The sequence below is a fragment of the Thermodesulfobacteriota bacterium genome (assembly GCA_040758155.1).
In the GTDB taxonomy this organism is placed as follows: domain Bacteria; phylum Desulfobacterota; class Deferrimicrobia; order Deferrimicrobiales; family Deferrimicrobiaceae; genus UBA2219.
The window spans coordinates 1-17,574 of record JBFLWB010000096.1 but is presented as its reverse complement, the minus strand read 5'-3'; the positions used below and the strand labels follow the sequence as shown (position 1 = coordinate 17,574).

General features: G+C 67.5%; 18 protein-coding genes. 15 read left to right on the top strand and 3 right to left on the bottom strand.

Going from position 1 to position 17,574, the window contains the following annotated elements; genetic code table 11:
• Positions 1–534, top strand: a 534-nt coding sequence (locus AB1346_05730; protein ID MEW6719929.1) for a proton-conducting transporter membrane subunit, incomplete at its 5' end; no start/stop codon positions are given.
• A 9-nt stretch (positions 535–543) separates the two neighbouring features.
• Entirely contained in the window at positions 544–2,016 is a 1,473-nt protein-coding gene (locus AB1346_05725; protein ID MEW6719928.1) for an NADH-quinone oxidoreductase subunit N, read from the top strand.
• 34 nt (positions 2,017–2,050) lie between these two features.
• Here the strand turns inward: AB1346_05725 and AB1346_05720 are convergent, their stop codons facing one another.
• On the bottom strand, positions 2,051–2,698 hold the full coding sequence (locus tag AB1346_05720; protein MEW6719927.1) for an isoprenylcysteine carboxylmethyltransferase family protein: 648 nt from the start codon (positions 2,696–2,698) through the stop codon (positions 2,051–2,053).
• 76 nt (positions 2,699–2,774) lie between these two features.
• Between AB1346_05720 and AB1346_05715 the strand changes: the two genes are divergently transcribed.
• From AB1346_05715 to AB1346_05705, 3 genes are read left to right on the top strand one after another with little or no spacing between them, the layout of a single operon-like run.
• Positions 2,775–3,911: a rhomboid family intramembrane serine protease gene (locus AB1346_05715; protein ID MEW6719926.1), complete on the top strand. Its 1,137-nt coding sequence runs from the start codon at positions 2,775–2,777 to the stop codon at positions 3,909–3,911.
• 9 nt (positions 3,912–3,920) lie between these two features.
• Positions 3,921–4,967, top strand: coding sequence for an HD domain-containing phosphohydrolase (locus AB1346_05710; protein MEW6719925.1), 1,047 nt, complete (start codon positions 3,921–3,923; stop codon positions 4,965–4,967).
• Positions 4,964–5,287, top strand: a complete 324-nt coding sequence (locus tag AB1346_05705) for a Smr/MutS family protein (GenBank protein ID MEW6719924.1) — start codon at positions 4,964–4,966, stop codon at positions 5,285–5,287. Before AB1346_05710 ends, AB1346_05705 begins: the two co-directional genes overlap by 4 nt.
• On the opposite strand, the gene AB1346_05700 is transcribed toward AB1346_05705, so the two are convergent.
• Complete coding sequence (locus AB1346_05700) at positions 5,241–5,624, bottom strand: metalloregulator ArsR/SmtB family transcription factor (GenBank protein ID MEW6719923.1); 384 nt, start codon at positions 5,622–5,624, stop codon at positions 5,241–5,243. The two genes, AB1346_05705 and AB1346_05700, sit on opposite strands and share 47 nt — an antisense overlap.
• An 80-nt stretch (positions 5,625–5,704) precedes the next feature.
• Complete coding sequence (locus tag AB1346_05695; protein ID MEW6719922.1) at positions 5,705–7,951, bottom strand: trehalose-6-phosphate synthase; 2,247 nt, start codon at positions 7,949–7,951, stop codon at positions 5,705–5,707.
• Positions 7,952–8,072: 121 nt separating this feature from the next.
• Here AB1346_05695 and AB1346_05690 point away from each other — a divergent pair, with 121 nt between their 5' ends.
• The 10 genes from AB1346_05690 to rsmB all read left to right on the top strand — a co-directional run bounded on the left by AB1346_05690 (position 8,073) and on the right by rsmB (position 17,532).
• On the top strand, positions 8,073–9,332 hold the full coding sequence (locus AB1346_05690) for a peptidoglycan DD-metalloendopeptidase family protein (GenBank protein ID MEW6719921.1): 1,260 nt from the start codon (positions 8,073–8,075) through the stop codon (positions 9,330–9,332).
• Positions 9,333–9,399: 67 nt separating this feature from the next.
• A complete protein-coding gene (locus AB1346_05685) occupies positions 9,400–10,845 on the top strand; it encodes a menaquinone biosynthesis decarboxylase (GenBank protein MEW6719920.1) in 1,446 nt (481 codons plus the stop codon).
• Positions 10,824–11,729, top strand: a complete 906-nt coding sequence (locus AB1346_05680) for a UbiA-like polyprenyltransferase (GenBank protein ID MEW6719919.1) — start codon at positions 10,824–10,826, stop codon at positions 11,727–11,729. Before AB1346_05685 ends, AB1346_05680 begins: the two co-directional genes overlap by 22 nt.
• Before the next feature lie 2 nt (positions 11,730–11,731).
• The gene (locus tag AB1346_05675; protein MEW6719918.1) at positions 11,732–12,346 is read left to right on the top strand and encodes a UbiX family flavin prenyltransferase; all 615 of its coding nucleotides are present in this window, start codon (positions 11,732–11,734) and stop codon (positions 12,344–12,346) included.
• On the top strand, positions 12,343–12,699 hold the full coding sequence (locus AB1346_05670) for a response regulator (protein ID MEW6719917.1): 357 nt from the start codon (positions 12,343–12,345) through the stop codon (positions 12,697–12,699). Before AB1346_05675 ends, AB1346_05670 begins: the two co-directional genes overlap by 4 nt.
• Positions 12,696–13,790: a GAF domain-containing protein gene (locus tag AB1346_05665; GenBank protein MEW6719916.1), complete on the top strand. Its 1,095-nt coding sequence runs from the start codon at positions 12,696–12,698 to the stop codon at positions 13,788–13,790. The genes AB1346_05670 and AB1346_05665 overlap by 4 nt, the downstream gene beginning before the upstream one ends.
• Before the next feature lie 20 nt (positions 13,791–13,810).
• Complete coding sequence (locus AB1346_05660; GenBank protein ID MEW6719915.1) at positions 13,811–14,749, top strand: GGDEF domain-containing protein; 939 nt, start codon at positions 13,811–13,813, stop codon at positions 14,747–14,749.
• A complete protein-coding gene (gene def, locus AB1346_05655; protein MEW6719914.1) occupies positions 14,742–15,227 on the top strand; it encodes a peptide deformylase in 486 nt (161 codons plus the stop codon). The genes AB1346_05660 and def overlap by 8 nt, the downstream gene beginning before the upstream one ends.
• Before the next feature lie 47 nt (positions 15,228–15,274).
• Positions 15,275–16,192 carry a methionyl-tRNA formyltransferase gene (gene fmt, locus AB1346_05650; GenBank protein ID MEW6719913.1) on the top strand — a complete coding sequence of 306 codons (918 nt, stop codon included), beginning with the start codon at positions 15,275–15,277 and terminating at the stop codon, positions 16,190–16,192.
• Complete coding sequence (rsmB, locus tag AB1346_05645) at positions 16,078–17,532, top strand: 16S rRNA (cytosine(967)-C(5))-methyltransferase RsmB (protein ID MEW6719912.1); 1,455 nt, start codon at positions 16,078–16,080, stop codon at positions 17,530–17,532. Before fmt ends, rsmB begins: the two co-directional genes overlap by 115 nt.
• The last annotated feature ends 42 nt before the right edge of the window (positions 17,533–17,574 follow it).

Below are 17,574 nucleotides of genomic sequence, written 5' to 3'. Positions count from 1 at the left end.
GGGATCTCGACCGGGGCGCTGTTCCTCATCGTCGGGATGATCTACGAGCGGCGGCACACCCGGATGATCCAGGATTTCGGCGGGCTGTCGAAGGTCATGCCGCTGTTCGCCCTCTGCTTCATGGCGGTCGCGCTGTCGTCCATCGGCCTTCCCGGCACGAACGGGTTCGTCGGCGAGTTCCTCATCCTGCTGGGGGCGTTCCGCGTCCACACGGCGATGACCGTGATCGCCGCGACGGGCGTCGTCCTCGCCGCCGTCTACATGCTCTGGATGTTCCAGCGCGTGATGTTCGGGAAGGTCACCCGCGAGGAGAATCTCCGCCTGAAGGACCTGAACGGGCGGGAGATCGCCTGCATGCTTCCGATCCTCCTGCTCGTCTTCTGGATCGGAGTTTACCCGCAGCCGTTCCTGCGCAGGATGGACGCGACGGTCCAGGCGTTCGTCGCGCGCTTCGAGGCGGGGAAGAAGGCGGCGGCCGCGGAAACCGCTCCCGGGAAGCCGACCATCGCGCGCCTGCCCGGCGCGGGGAAGTGAGGAAGGACGATGCCGGTTCCCGTCGACATCCAGTCGCTGGTCCGGGGGCTCTGGTGCATCCTGCCGGAGACGGTCCTGATCGTCGCCGCCGCAACGGTCCTGATCGCGGACCTGTACCTTCCGGAGGGACGGAAAAGGCTCCTGTGCGACATATCCATCGCCGGCGCCGCGGGAGCGCTCCTCGCCGTCCTGTGGCTCGGGACCGTCCGGATCGAGGGGTTCTCCGGGATGATCGTCCACGACGGGCTGGGGCTCTTCTCCTCCCTGACGGTCCTCGCCGCCACTCTCGTCACGCTGCTGATGTCCATCGGGTACTCGGAGTGGGAGGGGACGCGCAAGGGCGAGTTCTACGCGCTGCTCCTTTTTTCCGTCGCAGGGATGCTCTTCATGGCGAAGGGGACGGACCTGATGACCGTCTTCCTCGGGCTGGAGACGATGTCGATCCCCATCTACTGCCTGGTCGGCTTCCACCGCGACCGGATGACGTCGTTGGAAGGGGCGCTGAAATATTTCCTCCTCGGGGCCTTCGCCTCCGGTTTCCTCCTCTACGGGATGGCGCTGATCTACGCGGCCTCCGGGACCACGAAGATCGCGGCGTTCGCGGCGATGGCGGCCGACCTGCACCTGTCGGCCAACCCGGTCTTCGTCTGCGGCGTCGTCCTGCTGCTGGCGGGCTTCGGCTTCAAGGTTTCCCTTGTCCCGTTCCACATGTGGACCCCGGACGCGTACGAGGGGGCGCCCACCGTCGTGACCGCGTTCATGGGGGCGGCGGTCAAGGCCGCGGCCTTCACGGCGCTCATCCGCGTTGCCATGCTCGCCTTCCCGGCCCTCCTCCCGGAAATGCCGGACATCCTGTGGGCGCTCGCCGTCCTGACCATGACCGTCGGGAACCTGTCCGCGCTGCTGCAGGACAACCTGAAGCGGATGCTCGCGTACTCCTCGATCGCCCACGCGGGATACGTCCTTGTGGGGCTGGTCGCGGGCGGCGTCGCGGGAGGGCAGGCGGCGCTCTTCTACCTGCTGGTCTACGCCTTCATGAACCTGGGGGCGTTCGGCGCGATCATGCTGGCGGCCCGGGGGGAGGACGACGGGTACGATATCCGCCACCTCGCCGGGATCGGCTTCCGATATCCCGTCCTAGGGGGCCTGCTCACGCTATTCCTCGTATCGCTGGCGGGAATCCCGCCGACGGCGGGCTTCATCGGGAAGTTCTACCTGTTCGGCGCGGCGGTCCGCAGCGGCAACGTCCTGCTGGCCGTCCTCGGCGTGCTGAACAGCGCCGTCTCCGTCTACTATTACCTGCGGCCGGTGGTGTGCATGTACATGGCGCCGGCCCCGGCGGACGGTCCCGTTCCCCGCTCCCCTCGCACCGCGTTCTCGCTGGCGCTGTGCGCCTCCGCGGCGGCGGTCCTGGTGCTGGGCGTGGCGCCGCGGGCGGTGCTCGACTTCGCGGAGCGGTCGATCCTGTCGCTGCTCATGTAACTGGCGGGGGACATACTTCCCCTTCATCCCCCGTTTAAAGCGAAGTATGTCCCCCTCTGTCGCCCTGGCTCCAACCCGGACGCGGCAGAGGGAGAAATCGTGGGACGCGCTTCTTGTATTCCCGGTAATCCTCACCGAACATCCGCTCCATCCGCCGCTCCTCGAAAAAGGTGCCGATGTAGAAGTAGGCGACGATCGCGGCGGCCGAGGCGAGGGAGTTCCGCGTCTGCACGGGGTGAAATGCGAGAAGGACGGAACACCCGAGGTAGATCGGGTGGCGGACGACGGCGTATGCCTTCCCGGTGAAAAGGCGCGCTTGCCCCTCGTTCCCCGGCCCGGCGCCGCGGAGGGTCCGGAGCAGCTGCCGCACGCCGACGAACTCCAGCAGGTCCCAGGGGGTCGCGAGCAGCAGCGCCGCGCCCGAAAGCTGGGCGGCGTGGAAAAGGAGCCGGGGCCATCCGTCGATCCGGTACAGCGGCGCGTCGGGGAGGGAACGGAGGTAGAGGAGCACCGCAGCGGTGGCCGCGGCGGAGTAGGCGGTGAAGAGGAGGCGATGGTACGCGGCGAAAGCGCGCTCCCCCATCGCCCGCCGTGCGAGCCGCTCATATCCCTCGGTCATGGTCAGGCTGTGGAACGCGCCGAACGCGGCCCACGCCAGGATGATCTTCGCGATTTCCGTCATTCGATTCCCTTCAGGTTTCCCCGCTCCGCGGCCGATAATCCATAGTATGCGATGTCCCGCCTGCAGAATCGATTCGATGCGGCCGGCCCCCGGCGGGGGAGGGATCGACCGCTGCCTTTCCTGCGGCGCCGCCTGGTTCGATCCCGGCGAGATCCGGGAGCTGACGGAGGGTCGGTTTCCGGGTGAGGAATCGCCCGGAGCGGCGGAGGATGCGCTCCCCCACGGGAGCGATCCCGTCTCCGGGCGGATGGCGCGCGCTTGGAAGGAGGCCGGGGCACTTTCCTGCCCCAGGTGCTCGCGGCGACTTTCCCCGATCGATTTCCAGAACACGGGCATCCCCGTTTTCCGGTGCCGGGAGTGCGGAGGCCTGCTCGTTTCGCGCGCCGCCGTCGGTGAGCTGGCCCGCCGGTTCGGGTTCCACCGGAGGAATGCGGCCCTGTACAACGCCATGGGCGAGACGCTGGCGATGGCGACGCGGCACCGCTTCGAGCGGCAATACGGCCCCGACACGGAAAGGGCGCTGCGGGACGCCCGGCCGCCCGGGCTTCCGGTGGTGGTCCCGCTGGCGGACGCCGCGGATTCTCCCGCGTCCCCGCCCGTCGTTACATGGGGACTTCTCGGACTGATGGCGGCGCTCCACATTTTCGGAACGATCGGGGTCGGCGGAATGGCGGGGCTGCCGGACCGACTCGGCCTGGCTCCCGGGACCGGTTTCGGAAACGTACCCCCGTTCGCACTCTGGCTGGCGCCGTTGTTCCACGGCGGGATCGTGCCGCTGGTCGTGGGAAGCCTCTTCCTGTTCGTGTTGGGCGACAACGTCGAAGAGCGGGTGGGGCGCCTGCCGTTTCTCGCGTCCTATCTTGCCTGCGGGGCGATCGCGGGCACGGCGCACGTCCTCTGGGGGAAGGTGGGCGCTCCCCCCGCGCTCGGCTCCGCCGGCGCGGTGGCCGGGGTGCTGGGGGCCTATCTCGTCTTCTTCCCGGAAGTGCCGATTTCCATGTACGGGGCGGGGAAGGTCGTCTCCGTTCCCGCCTATATTTTCGCCTGCGCCTGGGCGGTCGCGCTGTTCCTGTGGGGGTGGGGGTCGGGTCCTCTGGCGGCTTTCCTGGATCCCGCTCCGTACTCGCTCGCCGGAAGCCTGGCGGGATTCGCCGCGGGAGCCGCGGGAGCGGCCGCGTGGCGTTCTATGGAAGATCGATCTTCGTTGATGTAGTATTGCGCCATGCGCGAGGTCCTGCCCCAGGAATCGATCTTCGGATTTTCGGGGGAGTTGGCGCGCGGCCTTGCGGTCGCCGTCCTCATGGCGGCGATCGCGGCCGTCCTGGTCGCCATCCCCGGGCAGTCCCCCGAATGGGCCCGTTCCGAGGAGTTCGTCCGGAAGCTGTTCCTGGTCCCGATCCTTCTCTGCGCTTCCTGGTTCGGCTCGAAGGGCGCCGCGATCGGTACGGCGGCCGCCACGGCGCTGTCGATCGGGCAGGTGGGAAGCCCGTGGCCGGCGGAGCTTCCTTCCCAGATTCAGCGGATCGGGGAAGTGGCGGTCTTCTGGCTGGTGGGCGCGCTCGCCGCGAGGTTCTTCGACCAGCAGAAGGTGTTCCTGGCGGACATCGAGGCGGCCAACGACAACACGCTCCTGGCGCTGGCCTCCTCGCTCGACGTGCGCGAGCACAGCACCGGCGTGCATTCCCAGCGGGTGGCGGATTACATGCTGCGGCTCGCGAAGGAAGTCGGGATCGGGGACCGGGGAACGCTGGACACCGTCTGGCGGGGCGCCCTGCTCCACGATGTCGGGAAGATCGGGATCCCCGACGACGTGCTCCTGAAGCCGGGCCCGCTGACCGACGAAGAGTGGAGGGTGATGCGGATGCATCCCGAGGTCGGGGCCGGCATTCTGCGAAAGATCGATTTCCTCCGGGAGCCCGCCGAGATCGTCCTGTCCCACCACGAACGGTTCGACGGATCGGGATACCCGCGGGGGCTTCGCGCGGAAAGCATCCCCCTCGCGGCGCGCATGTTCGCCGTGATCGACGTGTACGACGCCCTGACCACATGCCGCTCGTACCACACCGCATGCTCCCATGAGGAGGCGTTGAAGTCCATCCGGGATGGGGCGGGAAGCCTCTTCGACCCGGCCGTCGTGAAGGCGTTCGCGGGGATCCCGTTCGAGGAGCTCCGGGAGATCGCGCGGAGCAACAGCGCGTCGATGCTCCTCGGACCCGGGCCCGCCCCCGCGCTTCGGGAGACGGCCTTTTCCGGTCCCGTCCCGTCATGACGGAAGAGGCGCCTCCCCGCGAGCCCCCTCCCCACCGCCTCCCGGTGGAGGACTTTATCGATCTGCACGCCTTTTCCCCGCGCGATGTCGTATCGGTCGTCGAGGAATATCTCGAGGAGGCGGCATCGAAGGGATTCCGGGAGGTGCGGCTGATTCACGGAAAGGGGACGGGGGTCCAGCGAGCCGCGGTCCGGGCAGCCCTTTCCCGTCATCCGCGGGTCGAGTCCTTCTCCGACGCGCCGCCGGAGGCGGGGGGATGGGGAGCGACCCGGGTCATCCTGCGGAAGCCCGCAACGGGCGGCTCGGAACCGGCTTCCTGAGGGAGATCCCGACCCGGTTGACGCCGCGGATCGCGGCCCGGTCGCTCTTGACCACGAGTTCCTGCTTCAGCGACCGCCGCAGGAGCGCCAGCGCCGCCGCGTGAACGGGCGTCTCCGGGTGATCCGTGATCCGGTAGATGATCCACAGCCCGTCCCGCCGGGATTCCACCAGCCCCGCTTCGGACAACGTCTTCAGGTGATGGGAGACGTTGGGCTGGGAACCCTTCAGCACGAACTGGATCTCGCACACGGAGAGCGGCCGCACTTCCAGCAACTTCAATATCCGAAGGCGCGTTTCGTCGGACAGCGCCTTGAACAGCTTCGACGTTTTCTTCAATTCGAATATTCCCCCCTTTTCCCTCCACAATTTCAGGCTACTCTGCGCGATCCCCGGCGGTCAAGACGGGTGGGGGAAATTCAGGCGGGTTGCTCCGGGAGGCGTAGCCGGGCGAGTTCGGTGATCAGTTTCCCTGCCCACCGGTAGATGTTGTGCTCCTTGATGGTCGCGCGCATCCGCTTCATCCTGCCGGATCGTTCCGCCGCTTCCATCTTCAGCGAGACGGCGATGGCCTCGGCCATCTCCTCGATATCGTACGGGTTGACGATCACGGCATCCTTCAGCTCGCGGGAGGCGCCGGTGAACTGGCTCAGGATCAGGATCCCGTCCTCGTCGTCGCGCGCCGCGACGAATTCCTTCGCGACCAGGTTCATCCCGTCGTGCAGAGATGTGACCATGCAGACGTCCGAGGCCTTGTAGAAGGGGGCGATGGTCTCGTGGCTGTGGTGTGCGCGCAGGAACTGGATCGGCTTCCATTTCTTCGTCTGGAACCGCCAGTTGATCTTCTCCACCATCTCCTCGATCTCGGACTGGAGGTCACGGTACCTTTTCACGTGCGTCCGGCTGGGAGCGCCCAGCTCCACGAAGACGAACCGCTCCTGGTATTCCGGGTATTTCTCCAGGAAGCGCTCGACGGCCCGGAACCGTTCCGGGATCCCCTTCGTGTAGTCGATCCGGTCGACCCCCACTCCGAGGCATTCCGCCTGGATCCCGTGCTCCTTCAGGATCCGATCCTTCCATGCCTCCTTTCCCGGGGGGGCATCGCCGGAGCGGGAGTTGTCGAAGCTCACGCTGATGGGGAAGGGCTTGACCGACGTCGAATGTTCTCCCCGCGTGACGGAGAAATGCTCCCAGTCGATCTTCGATTCGAGGAACCGGTCGACGCTCTCCAGGAAATTGTTGCAATGGAACTGGATGTGGAACCCGACGAGGTCCGCGCCGAGCATCCCCTGCAGGATCTCCTGGTGCCAGGGGCAGATGCCGTACGCCTCGGGGTTGGGCCAGGGGATGTGCCAGAAAAGCGCGACCTTCGCATCGGGGCGCTCCCTCTTCACCAGCGCCGGGAGGAGGGCGAAGTGGTAATCCTGGATCAGGATCAGCGGGGATGTCTCTCCCTCGATTTCCTTCAACAGCGCCTGGGCGAACCGCTCGTTCACCTTCCGGTAGAAGGTCCAGTCCTCGAGGCGGAATGTCGGGCGCGTATGGGTGATGTGGCAGAGCGGCCACAGCCCTTCGTTCGCGAAGCCGTAATAATACCCGTCCTCTTCCTCCTTGGTCAGCCAGATCCTCCTCAGCGTGTATGCCGGCTCCTCGGGGGGCACCCGGAGCCTGTCTTCCGGATCGACCGCCTCCCGGTCGGCATCCCCCCCTCCGTGGGCGATCCAAAGGCCGTCGCACGCGCGCATGACGGGATCCAGCGCGGTGACCAGCCCGCCCGCGGGGACGATGCACTTGACGTTCCGTCCATCCTTCACGTGCATGTACGGCTCCCGGTTCGAGACGAGGATCAGCTTTCCCTCCCCGAGCTCACCGCGGATGTGCTCCCTCAGGCGGCCGGCCGTCCAGAGCGATTCCGCCTGGATGCGCAGCTTGGCCTCCTCCTCCGCCTCCTCCCTCGCCGTGACCAGGCTTTTCGCCATGTGGCTCACTTCCCGGACCAGCGGATCCAGCAGCTCCTGCGGGGGGCCCGGCTTGATCGCGCGGGTCCTTCCCATCCGCATGTCCCGCACCCAGTCCGCGATCTGGGCGATCGGCCCCGTGATGCTCCAGCGGACCACCACGACGGTTATCACGACGACCATGAGCGTCAGGACCAGGAATCGGAGCAGGTTGTGCTTCCAGATCTCGGCGAGGCGGACATCCATGAAGGAGACGTCGTCGAACAGCGTAAGGGCCCCGACGGTCTCCCCTTCCTGGATCAGGGGAAGGGTGTAGACATGGATCCTCTTTCCGTCGATCGGCTTGAACTCGCTCGAGGGCCGGCCTTCGGTGAGGGCGTTCACGACCTGAGGAAAGGATCGGGGGAACCGGTTTTTCAGCCCGGCGGTGGACGCGAGGACTTCGCCCTGCGGGTCGGACACGGCGATTCCCTGCAGCCTTTCGCGGTTCCCGAACCGCTCCACGAGGCGGTCGAGCCTCTGGCGCGAATCGGAACGGACCAGCGGGATCACCGATTCCACGAGGCTTTCGGCCACAAGGGAGACCCGGCGCTCCTGGTCGGACGCGAGGCGCAGCCGCTCTTCCCTCACCTGGTAGAAGGAGGAGCCGACCGCCACCAGCGCCACGACGAGCGTAAGCGATACGATGAGGCGGATCGTGATCTTCATGCGGCGGTCACCCGGCGTGTCCGGCTGTTTTCCGGCATGATTTCAACGTACCACAGGTTGAATCCGCTGATGCCGGCATTTAAAATTACCGGAAGTCGCAGATTTTCATGGGGAGCGATGGATGGGGAACCGAAGGTTCCGCTTCGCCGCGCTGGCGGCGGTTTTTCTGGTCTTCGGCGTGCCCGCGCTGCTCTGGAACGCCGCGGGACCCGGCGCGCCGGAAGCGGACGGTACGCCCGGGGGGGAATGCTCCGACGGCGTCCGGACGATCACCGGCGTCGTGAAGGCGGGGGAGACGATGGCCGCGATTTTCGACCGGTACGGCCTCGATCCCCGGGACCTGTTCGAGATGCGGCAGGCCTCCGCGTCGGTCCACCGGTTCCGGTCGATCAGCGCCGGCCGGCCGTACCGGATCGAGACGGACGCCGCGAACGGCGTTCTGTCCCTGACCTATCAGATCGACGACGCGATGTATCTCCGGGTAAGCCGTACCGGATCCGCCTTCGAGGCGGTGAAGGTGGACATCGAATACGAGACGCGGTCCGGCCTTCTCGAGGGGGCCATCGAAACCAACCTGGTATCTTCGCTGGGCGGGGATCCCGGGGGGATACTGCTGGCCCTCGAACTGTCCGACATATTTTCCTGGGACATCGATTTCACGACGGACCTTCGGAAGGGGGACTCATTCCGGCTGGTCGTCGAGGAGCGGTGGCTCGACGGGGAATTCCGGGGGTACGGGAACATCCTGGCCGCCGAATTCGTCAACGGCGGAGAGGTCTACAAGGCGTACCGGTACGAGGCGGGCGGGGAGGCGGGATATTTCGACGAGGAAGGGAAGTCTCTCCGAAAGGCTTTCCTGAAGGCGCCCCTCAGCTATCGGCGGATCAGCTCGGGGTACACCGGCAGCCGGATGCATCCCATTCTCAAGATCCGCCGTCCTCATTTCGGCGTGGACTACGCCGCCTCCGCCGGGACGCCGGTCCAGGCGCTGGGCGACGGCCGCGTGCGCTTCGCCGGGTACAAGGGAGCCAACGGCAACCTCATCGTCCTGGAGCATCGCGGAGGGTACTCCACGTACTACGGGCATCTTTCCCGGTTCGGGAAGGGGATCCGCAGGGGAAGCCGGGTGGGGCAGGGAGATGTCATCGGGTACGTCGGCTCCACCGGGCGCTCCACCGGTCCTCACCTCGATTTCCGGATCCGCAAGGACGGAAAGTACGTGAACCCGCTCACGGTCCGGCTACCTCGCGGCCGATCGGTCCCGGAAAGCAGCATGGCCGCCTATGAACTGTTTCGCCGGGGGATGGACGAGCGGCTCGCCGCGACCCCGGGATCCGCTCCTCCCGGTCTCGCTGCAACCGGCGCGTCGTTTCTCCGCTGATCAGGGCGTCTGCGCCGGCCCCGTGTGATATGATTCCCCATCACCCGTCATTTAAAGAGGGATTCCGATGGCGTTCCGCGACCTGTCCTCGTTTCTCGCCGCCCTCGAGGCGCGCGGCGACCTCAAGAGGATTCATGCCCCGGTGTCCGCGGAGCTCGAAGCGGCGGAAATCGCCGACCGGGCGGTGAAAACGGGCGGTCCCGCCCTGCTGTTCACGAACGTGAAGGAGAGTCCGTCCGTCCCCCTTGCGATGAATCTCTTCGGCACGATGGAGCGGATGTGCTTCGCGCTGGGAGTCGAGCGTCTCGACGACATCGCCGGGCGGGTGCGGGAGGTCATCGAGCCGGAGATCCCCTCCAACTTCCTCGAGAAGCTCAAGATGCTCCCCAAGCTGGCCCGGCTGGCCGACTTCGTCCCGAAGACGGTCTCTTCCGCCCCCTGCCAGGAGGTCGTGGAGCGGGAACGCCCGTCGCTGTCGTTCCTCCCGGTCGTGAAGACCTGGCCCGGCGACGGCGGCCCCTTCATCACGCTGCCGCTGGTGTTCACGAAGCACCCCGAAACGGGGCGGCGCAACGTCGGCATGTACCGGATGCACGTCTATGACGAGACGACGACCGGGATGCACTGGCACGTCCACAAGGGCGGCGCGCAGCATTTCCGCGGCTTCCGCCGGAAGCGGGAGAGGATGCCCGTCGCGGTGGCGCTGGGGGGGGACCCTGCGACGATCTACTCGGCCTCCGCGCCGCTGCCCGAGGACGTCGACGAGATGATGTTCGCGGGATTCCTCCGGAAGGAGCCGGTCGAGCTGGTGCGGTGCGTCACCTCCGACATCGAGGTCCCCGCCCATGCGGAGGTTATCCTCGAAGGTTACGTGGATCCGGACGAGCTGCGGACCGAGGGGCCGTTCGGCGACCACACCGGGTACTACTCCCTGGCGGACGCGTATCCGGTTTTCCACCTGACCTGCGTGACCCGGAGGAAGAACCCGGTCTATCCGGCCACCATCGTCGGCAAGCCGCCGATGGAAGACGTCTTCATGGGGAAGGCGACGGAGCGGATCTTCCTGCCGCTGCTCCGCAAGATCGTCCCCGAGGTGGTGGACATGAATCTCCCGCCCGAGGGAATCTTCCACAACTTCGCCTTCTTCTCCATCGACAAGCGCTACCCCGGGCACGCCCGGAAGGTGATGAGCGCCGTCTGGGGGCTGGGGCTTCTCATGTTCTCGAAGTTCGTGGTCGTGTTCGACGCGGACGTGAACATCCAGAACCTGTCCGAGGTCCTGTGGCGGATCGGGAACAACGTCGATCCCCGGCGCGACACGATGATCGTGGAAGGTCCTGTCGACGCCCTCGAGCACGCCTCGCCCGTGCCGCACTACGGTTCGAAGATGGGGATCGACGCCACGCGGAAATGGGCGTCCGAAGGGTTCGCGCGGGAATGGCCCGAGGACATCGCCATGCCCGGGGAGATTACGGAGCTCGTCACGATGCGATGGAAGGAATACGGTTTCTGAGCGTGTTCCGCCGGATCGCGGTCTACCTGGAAATGATCAAGGTGGCGCACACGGTCTTCGCGCTGCCGTTCGCCCTCGTCGGGATGTTCCTCGCCGCCCGGGAGACGGGCGCGCCGCACTTCCTCCCCCCCGCCCGGACCGTCCTTTTCATCCTCCTTGCGATGGTCGGCGCCCGCAGCGCGGCGATGGGATTCAACCGGATCGCGGACGCGGACATCGACGCAAGGAACCCGCGGACCCGGGAGCGCGCGATCCCCGCGGGGAAGGTGAGCCGGCCGACGGCGGGGGCGCTGGTCCTGGCGTCCGCGCTGCTGCTCGTGTTCTCAGCGGGGATGCTGAACGCCCTTTGCCTCAAGCTTTCGCCCGTCCTGCTGCTCCTGCTGTTCGCCTACTCGTATACGAAGCGGTTCACGTGGGCCTCGCACCTGGTCCTCGGCGCGTGCCTGGGGGCGGCGCCGCTGGCGGCATGGATCGCGGTGACGGGGCGGATCGACGCCCGGATCCTCTCCATCTGCTTCGCGGTGCTGTTCTGGGTCGCCGGCTTCGACGTCCTCTACGCGCTGCAGGACATCGAGTTCGACCGGAGCGCCGGGCTCCACTCCATCCCGCGGCGCCTGGGGGTGAGGAGCTCCCTCCGGGTCGCGCGGGCGTTCCATTTGATCATGGCGGCGCTGCTGCTGCTGGGGTATCATTTGTTTGGGCTCGGCGCATGGTACCTCGCCGGCCTTGCCCTGTGCATCGGCGTTCTCGCGTACGAACACTCGATCGTCCGGGAGGACGATCTCTCCCGGCTGAACGTGGCTTTTTTCAATCTCAACGGGTTCGTGAGCATCGCGTATTGCCTGTTCACCTACCTCGATCTTGCGGCGCGGGGCGGTCCATGAGGGTGCTTCTCGGGATAACGGGCGCGAGCGGCGCCGCCTACGGCCTCCGGTGCGCCGGTCTCCTGCTGGCCGGGGGGATCGAGCTCCATGTGCTGGTCACCCGCATGGGCTGGGACATCCTGCAGGAGGAGACGGGGGCCGGAAAGGTCCCCGGGACGACCGCCGGAAGGAAGCGGTGGCTCGCGGGCCGGATCGGGGATTCCCGGCCGTTCCGGCTTCACGCCGAAGACGATTTCCGGATCCCTTTCGCCTCCGGCTCCAATCCGCCCGACGCGATGATCGTGGCGCCCTGCTCCATGGGGACCGTCGGCAGGATCGCATCGGGCGTTTCCTCGTCGGTCCTGACGCGGTGCGCCGATGTCGCCCTCAAGGAGCGCAGGCCGCTGGTCCTGGTGATCCGGGAAACCCCGCTCTCCGTCCTGCATCTTGAAAACATGCTGTCGCTCGCGCGCGCGGGGGCGGACATCCTTCCCGCCTGCCCGGCGTTCTACCACCGGCCGGCATCGGTGGGCGACATGGTGGATTTCGTCGCATCCAGGGCGCTTTCCCGCATCGGAATCGATGCGGGCGTTCTCCCCCGCTGGGGGGAGGATGCGGTGAAAGGAGGGGCGCAATGAAGAAAGTCCTTGTCGTCGACGACGAAGAGAGCATCCGCGAGCTGTACCGGGCGGAGCTGGCCGACGAAGGATACGACGTCGGCCTCGCCGCGGACGGCCGGGAGGCGGTCCGCCTTCTGGAGGCCTTCGGGCCGGACCTGGTGACACTCGACATCATGATGCCCGGCGTCGACGGCATCGAGACGCTGCGGAGGATCCGGGAGAAGAACCCGACGATTCCCGTGGTCCTCGTGTCCGCGTTCAGCGAGTTCAAGCAGGATTTCAACACGTGGGCATCCGAGGCGTACATCGTGAAATCCCACGACACCACGGAGCTCAAGGAAACGGTTCGCCGGCTGCTGGGGGGCGGATGAGCGTCCTGTCGGTCCTTTACGAGGCCCTTCGCCGCGAGCCGAAATCCCCCGAGGGGTCGCGGGACGTGTCGTTCGCGGCCACGCTGACGTCCGCCCTGTACGAGATCTCCGAGGCGCTGAGCAATCCCGACCGCGACGTCCAGCACAGCTTCGATCTCATCACCTCCGCCTCGGCGTCGATCCTGCGCGTGGAGCGCTGCGTCCTGCTCCTGAACGAGCCGGGCGAAGAGCTTCCCGTGATCCGGTCGATCGCGGGGGTCCCGCGGGGGAAGCAGTTCGACAAGTACCGGCACGAGATGTTCCGGAGGGTCCTGGAGCCGGTCCTCGCGACGGGGGAGGGGGTCATCATCTCGGAAGGGCGGCCCGGGCTGGACCGCAGCCTGCTCCGGCTGATGCGCAAACTCGATGTGAAGGGATTCCTCGCGGCCCCGGTGAAGGGCGCGGACGCCAACATCGGGCTGATGGTCGCGGCGACCCCCCTCGATCGGAGGAACCTTGAGGACGAGGACCTGAAGCTGCTCAGCGTGATGGCGAATTTCGCGTCGGTCGCGCTGGCGAACGCGGCGCTTGTCGCCCGGCTCGACAAGAAGGCCCGCAAGCTTGCGGCCATCTTCGACATCAGCAAGGCGCTCAACGAGGAATCCGATCCCGCCGTCCTGTTCCAGCTCATCATCGACCGCGCCATCGGGCTTTGGGGGGCGTCCTCCGGCTCGGTCATCCGGGTGGATCCCATCTCCGGGATGCTCTTCATCGAAGCGGAGCAGGGGCTGGGCCAGTCCGTGAAGAGCGCCCTTCGGCTTCGGATCGGCGAGGGGATCACGGGGTGGGTGGCGAAGGAGGGGGTCCCGCTCCTGGTGCCCGACGTCCGGGAGGATCCGCGGTACGTGGAGGCGAACCCGAAGGTCATGTGCGAGATGGCCGTGCCGGTCAAATGGGGATCCGAGGTGCTGGGGGTGATCAACCTCGACCATCACCGGGTGAACGGTTTCCTCGAAGAGGATCTCGAGCTGCTGATCGCGTTCGGGCACGTCGCCGGGGTGGCGCTGCGAAACGCGAACGTCCTGCGCGACTGGACGAGGCCTGTCGAATAACGGCGTGGAGGCGGTACCCCTTGCCGGAAACCTTTCTGGTCGCCCGTCCCCTCTGGCCGGTGCTCAAATCGCTGGCGACGACGATGGCCTCCCGCGGATGGGACGTGCAGACCTCCGGCTCCTGGGAGGCGCTTCTCGACGTTCGCGCGGCCGGGAGCGGCCTCGCCGCCGCCTTCCTGGGCGAGTTCGGCGACATCGCCGGCGAAGAGGGGATCCTGCGGCGTTTCCGCCGGAGCGAAGGGGCCGGCGGGGTGCCCGTCTTCCTGGTCGGCGGGAGCAACGCCCTGCGCTGGGAGCGCAGGCTTCGCGCGGCGGGGGTCGACCAGCTCTTCAGCGCGGAGCTTCCCGTCCCGGAGATCCTCGAGCGGTCGAAGCCGTTTCGCGCTCTGGGCGGGCTGTACCGGACCGTCCTGGAGGCGAACCGGGAGCTTCTGGATCTCTCCCTGACGGACGGCCTGACGGGGCTTCCCAATCGAAGGAATTTCACGCAGTCCCTCGATCGATGCGTCGAAATGGCCCGCCGGACCGGGGGCCCGCTGTCCTGCGTCGTGGCAGACATCGACGGCGTCCGGGACGTCAACGAGGCGCACGGATATTCCGCCGGGGACAACGTGATCCGGCAATTCGGAGATATACTGGACGGGTCGAAAAGACGCTACGACATTGTGGCCCGATTGGGCGGCGACGAGTTCGTATGGCTTCTGCCGGGGGCCGACGCCGACCAGGCGGTGCGGGCGGCCCGGAGGGTGCGCCGGAAGGTGGGCGAGAAGGCTTTCGGCCCGACTTCCGGGTCGTTTCGCGTGACCGCCACGTGGGGGGTGGCGTCTTTCTCCCCGGCTTCCGACCGGACCGGCCGGTCGCTCATGGAGGACGCGGACCGCGCCCTGTACTGGGGGAAGGAGACCGGGAAAAACATGGTGCGGTGTTATCCGCCGTGGAAGGTGGCTGCCGATGGTTAGGGATATCCTCGTCTACCCCGATCCGTTCCTGGCACGGAAAGCGGCTCCGGTAACGAAAATAGACGAACGGGTGCGGGATCTCATCAAAGACCTGTTCGAGACGATGTACGGGTCCGACGGCATCGGGCTGGCGGCGACCCAGGTGGGGGTCGGGAAGCGGGTCATCGTTGTGGATGTCTCCCCGGCGGACGAGGCCGCCGCCCCGCTCGCGATCGTAAACCCCGAGATCGTCGGGCAGGACGGCCCGATCGTATCGTGCATGGAGGGCTGCCTGAGCGTGCCCGGCGTCCAGGGGGAGGTCCCCAGGCCGGAGACCGTGATCGTCCGGGGGCTGAGCGGGGAAGGGGAGCCGCTGCATATCCAGGCGAGCGGGATCCTCGGTCGCGCCATCCAGCACGAGATCGACCACCTGGACGGCATCCTCTTCATCGACCGGATTCCCGCCCCGATTCCCGCCGCGACGGCTTCCGTGAAGTGAGCCCCGGGCTCCACGGGGCCGGGGCATCCCCGCTGCGCACGGTGTTCATGGGGACGCCGGCGTTCGCCGTGCCGTCCCTCGCCGCGCTGGCCGCGCGCGAGAACGTCACGCTGGTTTTATGCAACCCGGACCGGCCCGCGGGGAGGGGACGGATCGTGGCCCCCCCTCCCGTCAAGGAAGAGGCCGCAAGGCTCGGGGTCCCCGTATTCCAGCCGGAGAAGGCGCGTCATCCAGAGGCCGTCGCGCGGATCGCCGCCGAGTCGCCCGACCTGATCGTGGTCGTCGCGTACGGCCATATCCTCCCGAAATCGATCCTCGACCTGCCGCGGACGATCTGCGTCAACGTCCATGCGTCGCTTTTGCCGAAGTACCGCGGGGCCGCCCCGATCAACTGGGCGGTCGCGCGCGGCGAGACGGAGACGGGGATCACCATCATGAGGATGGACGAAGGGATGGACACGGGGCCGATCCTCCATGTCCGGAAGATGCCGATCGGCGACGTGGACACCGCCGAATCGATGTACGGGAAGCTGTCCGTCCTCGGGGCGGAGGCGCTGGTCGAGGCGCTGGGGCGCATGCGGGAAGGAACGCTTGCGGAGACTCCGCAGGACAATGCGCTGGCGACGTACGCGCCGATGCTGAAGAAGGAACATGGGAGGATCGACTGGTCCCGCTCCGCCCGGGAGATCCGGGACCTCGTCCGGGGGATGACGCCATGGCCTTCGGCCGCCGCGGCGCATGGCGGGACGGCGGTCAAGGTCCTCCCCCCGGTTCTCGCGCAGGACGATCCTCCGGGAGCGGGAATTCCCGGGGAAGTGATCGCCGTCGGCCGCGATGGGATCTCCGTGGCGTGCGGCGAGGGGAGCCTCCGCCTGACAACCCTCCAGCCCGAGGGGGGAAAGCCCATGGCCGCCTGGGCATATGCGCAGGGGCGCCGTCTGGCGAAGGGAGACCGGCTATCGTAAGGGATGCGGCGATCTCGGTCCTCGCGCGGGTGGACCGGGACGAGGCGTTCGCCGATATCGTCCTGGATCGTGCGCTGCGCGAAGGGACCTTCGCGGACCCGAGGGACCGCGGGCTGGTGACGGAGATCGTGATGGGCACCCTCCGTCGCCGCGGGACGATCGATTACGCCCTCCTGCCGTTCCTCTCCAGGCCGCTCGACAAGACCGACGCGTACGTGCGCAACGCCCTGCGGGCGGGGGCGTACCAGCTCTTCTACACGCGCATCCCCGAGAGGGCGGCGCTGAACGAGACCGTGGAGGCGGTCAAGGCCGTCCGCGGGGGAGGCGCCGCGGGATTCGTCAACGCCGTGCTGCGGGCGATCGTCCGCGCGGGAAAGACGCCGGCCGTCCCCGGGCCGGGAGATCCCCGCAGGGCGGCGGCGGAGCTGTCCGCCCCCGCCCCCCTCATCGAGGCGCTGGAGCGGACCATGGGGGAAGGCGAGGCGCGGGCATTCCTGTCCGCGGTCCTCGAGAAGCCGCCGTTCTCCGTGCGGGCCAATCCGTTCCGGACGACGGCCCCCGAGCTGCTGGCGCGATTCGCCTCGGAGGGCATGGAGCCCTCCCCGTGCCGTTTCGCCCCCGACGGGATCGTCCTCGGGAAGCCGCCGGCGGTGCATTCCGACGACGCCTTCCGCCGGGGCGCCTACCTGGTGATGGACGAGGGGGCGCAGCTCATTGCGCCGCTCCTTTCCCCGGCCCCCGGCGAGCGGATCCTGGACGCGTGCGCGGCCCCCGGCGGGAAGACGACCCACCTCGCCGCCTTGGCGGGCGGAAAGGCGGCGATCGTCGCGGCGGACGTTTCCGCGGCCCGCATCCGCATGCTTCGGGAAACGGCGGCCCGTACGGCGGCCCCGGGAATCGACACCGCGCTGAACGATTTCTCCCGTGCCCCGCTCCCCTCCTCCCGCCGGGTGTACGACAAGGTGCTGGTGGACGCCCCCTGCACGGGGATGGGAGTGATCCGCAGGAACCCGGACGCCAAGTGGCGGTTCCGACCGGAAACCGTCGAGACGATGTCCCGCGTCCAGGCGATGATCCTGGCGAACGCCTGGGAGTCGGTCCGCCCCGGGGGGATGCTCCTGTACTGCACCTGTTCCCCCCTGCGCGAAGAGGACGAGGACGTGGTCCGCGCCTTTCTTTCATCGCGCCCCGATGCGGCGCTATCGGGCCCCCATGTCGGGTGGCCGGGCCCCGCGGATGCCTGGACGCCGGACGGATTTCTCCGCCTTTATCCTCATAAGCATGGAACGGACGCGTTTTTCGGGGCGCTGGTGAAAAGAGCAGAACAGGGACGTTCCTGAGAACTTCCGCAGATTGGGGACAGACGTGGGGAGAATAACCCC

Excerpts from the sequence above, each read along its gene's own strand:
- AB1346_05725 (MEW6719928.1), top strand. The coding sequence starts at position 544 with ATGCCGGTTCCCGTCGACATCCAGTCGCTGGTCCGGGGGCTCTGGTGC.
- AB1346_05720 (MEW6719927.1), bottom strand. The coding sequence starts at position 2,698 with ATGACGGAAATCGCGAAGATCATCCTGGCGTGGGCCGCGTTCGGCGCG.
- AB1346_05715 (MEW6719926.1), top strand. The coding sequence starts at position 2,775 with ATGCGGCCGGCCCCCGGCGGGGGAGGGATCGACCGCTGCCTTTCCTGC.
- AB1346_05710 (MEW6719925.1), top strand. The coding sequence starts at position 3,921 with ATGCGCGAGGTCCTGCCCCAGGAATCGATCTTCGGATTTTCGGGGGAG.
- AB1346_05705 (MEW6719924.1), top strand. The coding sequence starts at position 4,964 with ATGACGGAAGAGGCGCCTCCCCGCGAGCCCCCTCCCCACCGCCTCCCG.
- AB1346_05695 (MEW6719922.1), bottom strand. The coding sequence starts at position 7,951 with ATGAAGATCACGATCCGCCTCATCGTATCGCTTACGCTCGTCGTGGCG.
- AB1346_05690 (MEW6719921.1), top strand. The coding sequence starts at position 8,073 with ATGGGGAACCGAAGGTTCCGCTTCGCCGCGCTGGCGGCGGTTTTTCTG.
- AB1346_05685 (MEW6719920.1), top strand. The coding sequence starts at position 9,400 with ATGGCGTTCCGCGACCTGTCCTCGTTTCTCGCCGCCCTCGAGGCGCGC.
- AB1346_05680 (MEW6719919.1), top strand. The coding sequence starts at position 10,824 with ATGGAAGGAATACGGTTTCTGAGCGTGTTCCGCCGGATCGCGGTCTAC.
- AB1346_05670 (MEW6719917.1), top strand. The coding sequence starts at position 12,343 with ATGAAGAAAGTCCTTGTCGTCGACGACGAAGAGAGCATCCGCGAGCTG.
- AB1346_05665 (MEW6719916.1), top strand. The coding sequence starts at position 12,696 with ATGAGCGTCCTGTCGGTCCTTTACGAGGCCCTTCGCCGCGAGCCGAAA.
- def (MEW6719914.1), top strand. The coding sequence starts at position 14,742 with ATGGTTAGGGATATCCTCGTCTACCCCGATCCGTTCCTGGCACGGAAA.
- fmt (MEW6719913.1), top strand. The coding sequence starts at position 15,275 with ATGGGGACGCCGGCGTTCGCCGTGCCGTCCCTCGCCGCGCTGGCCGCG.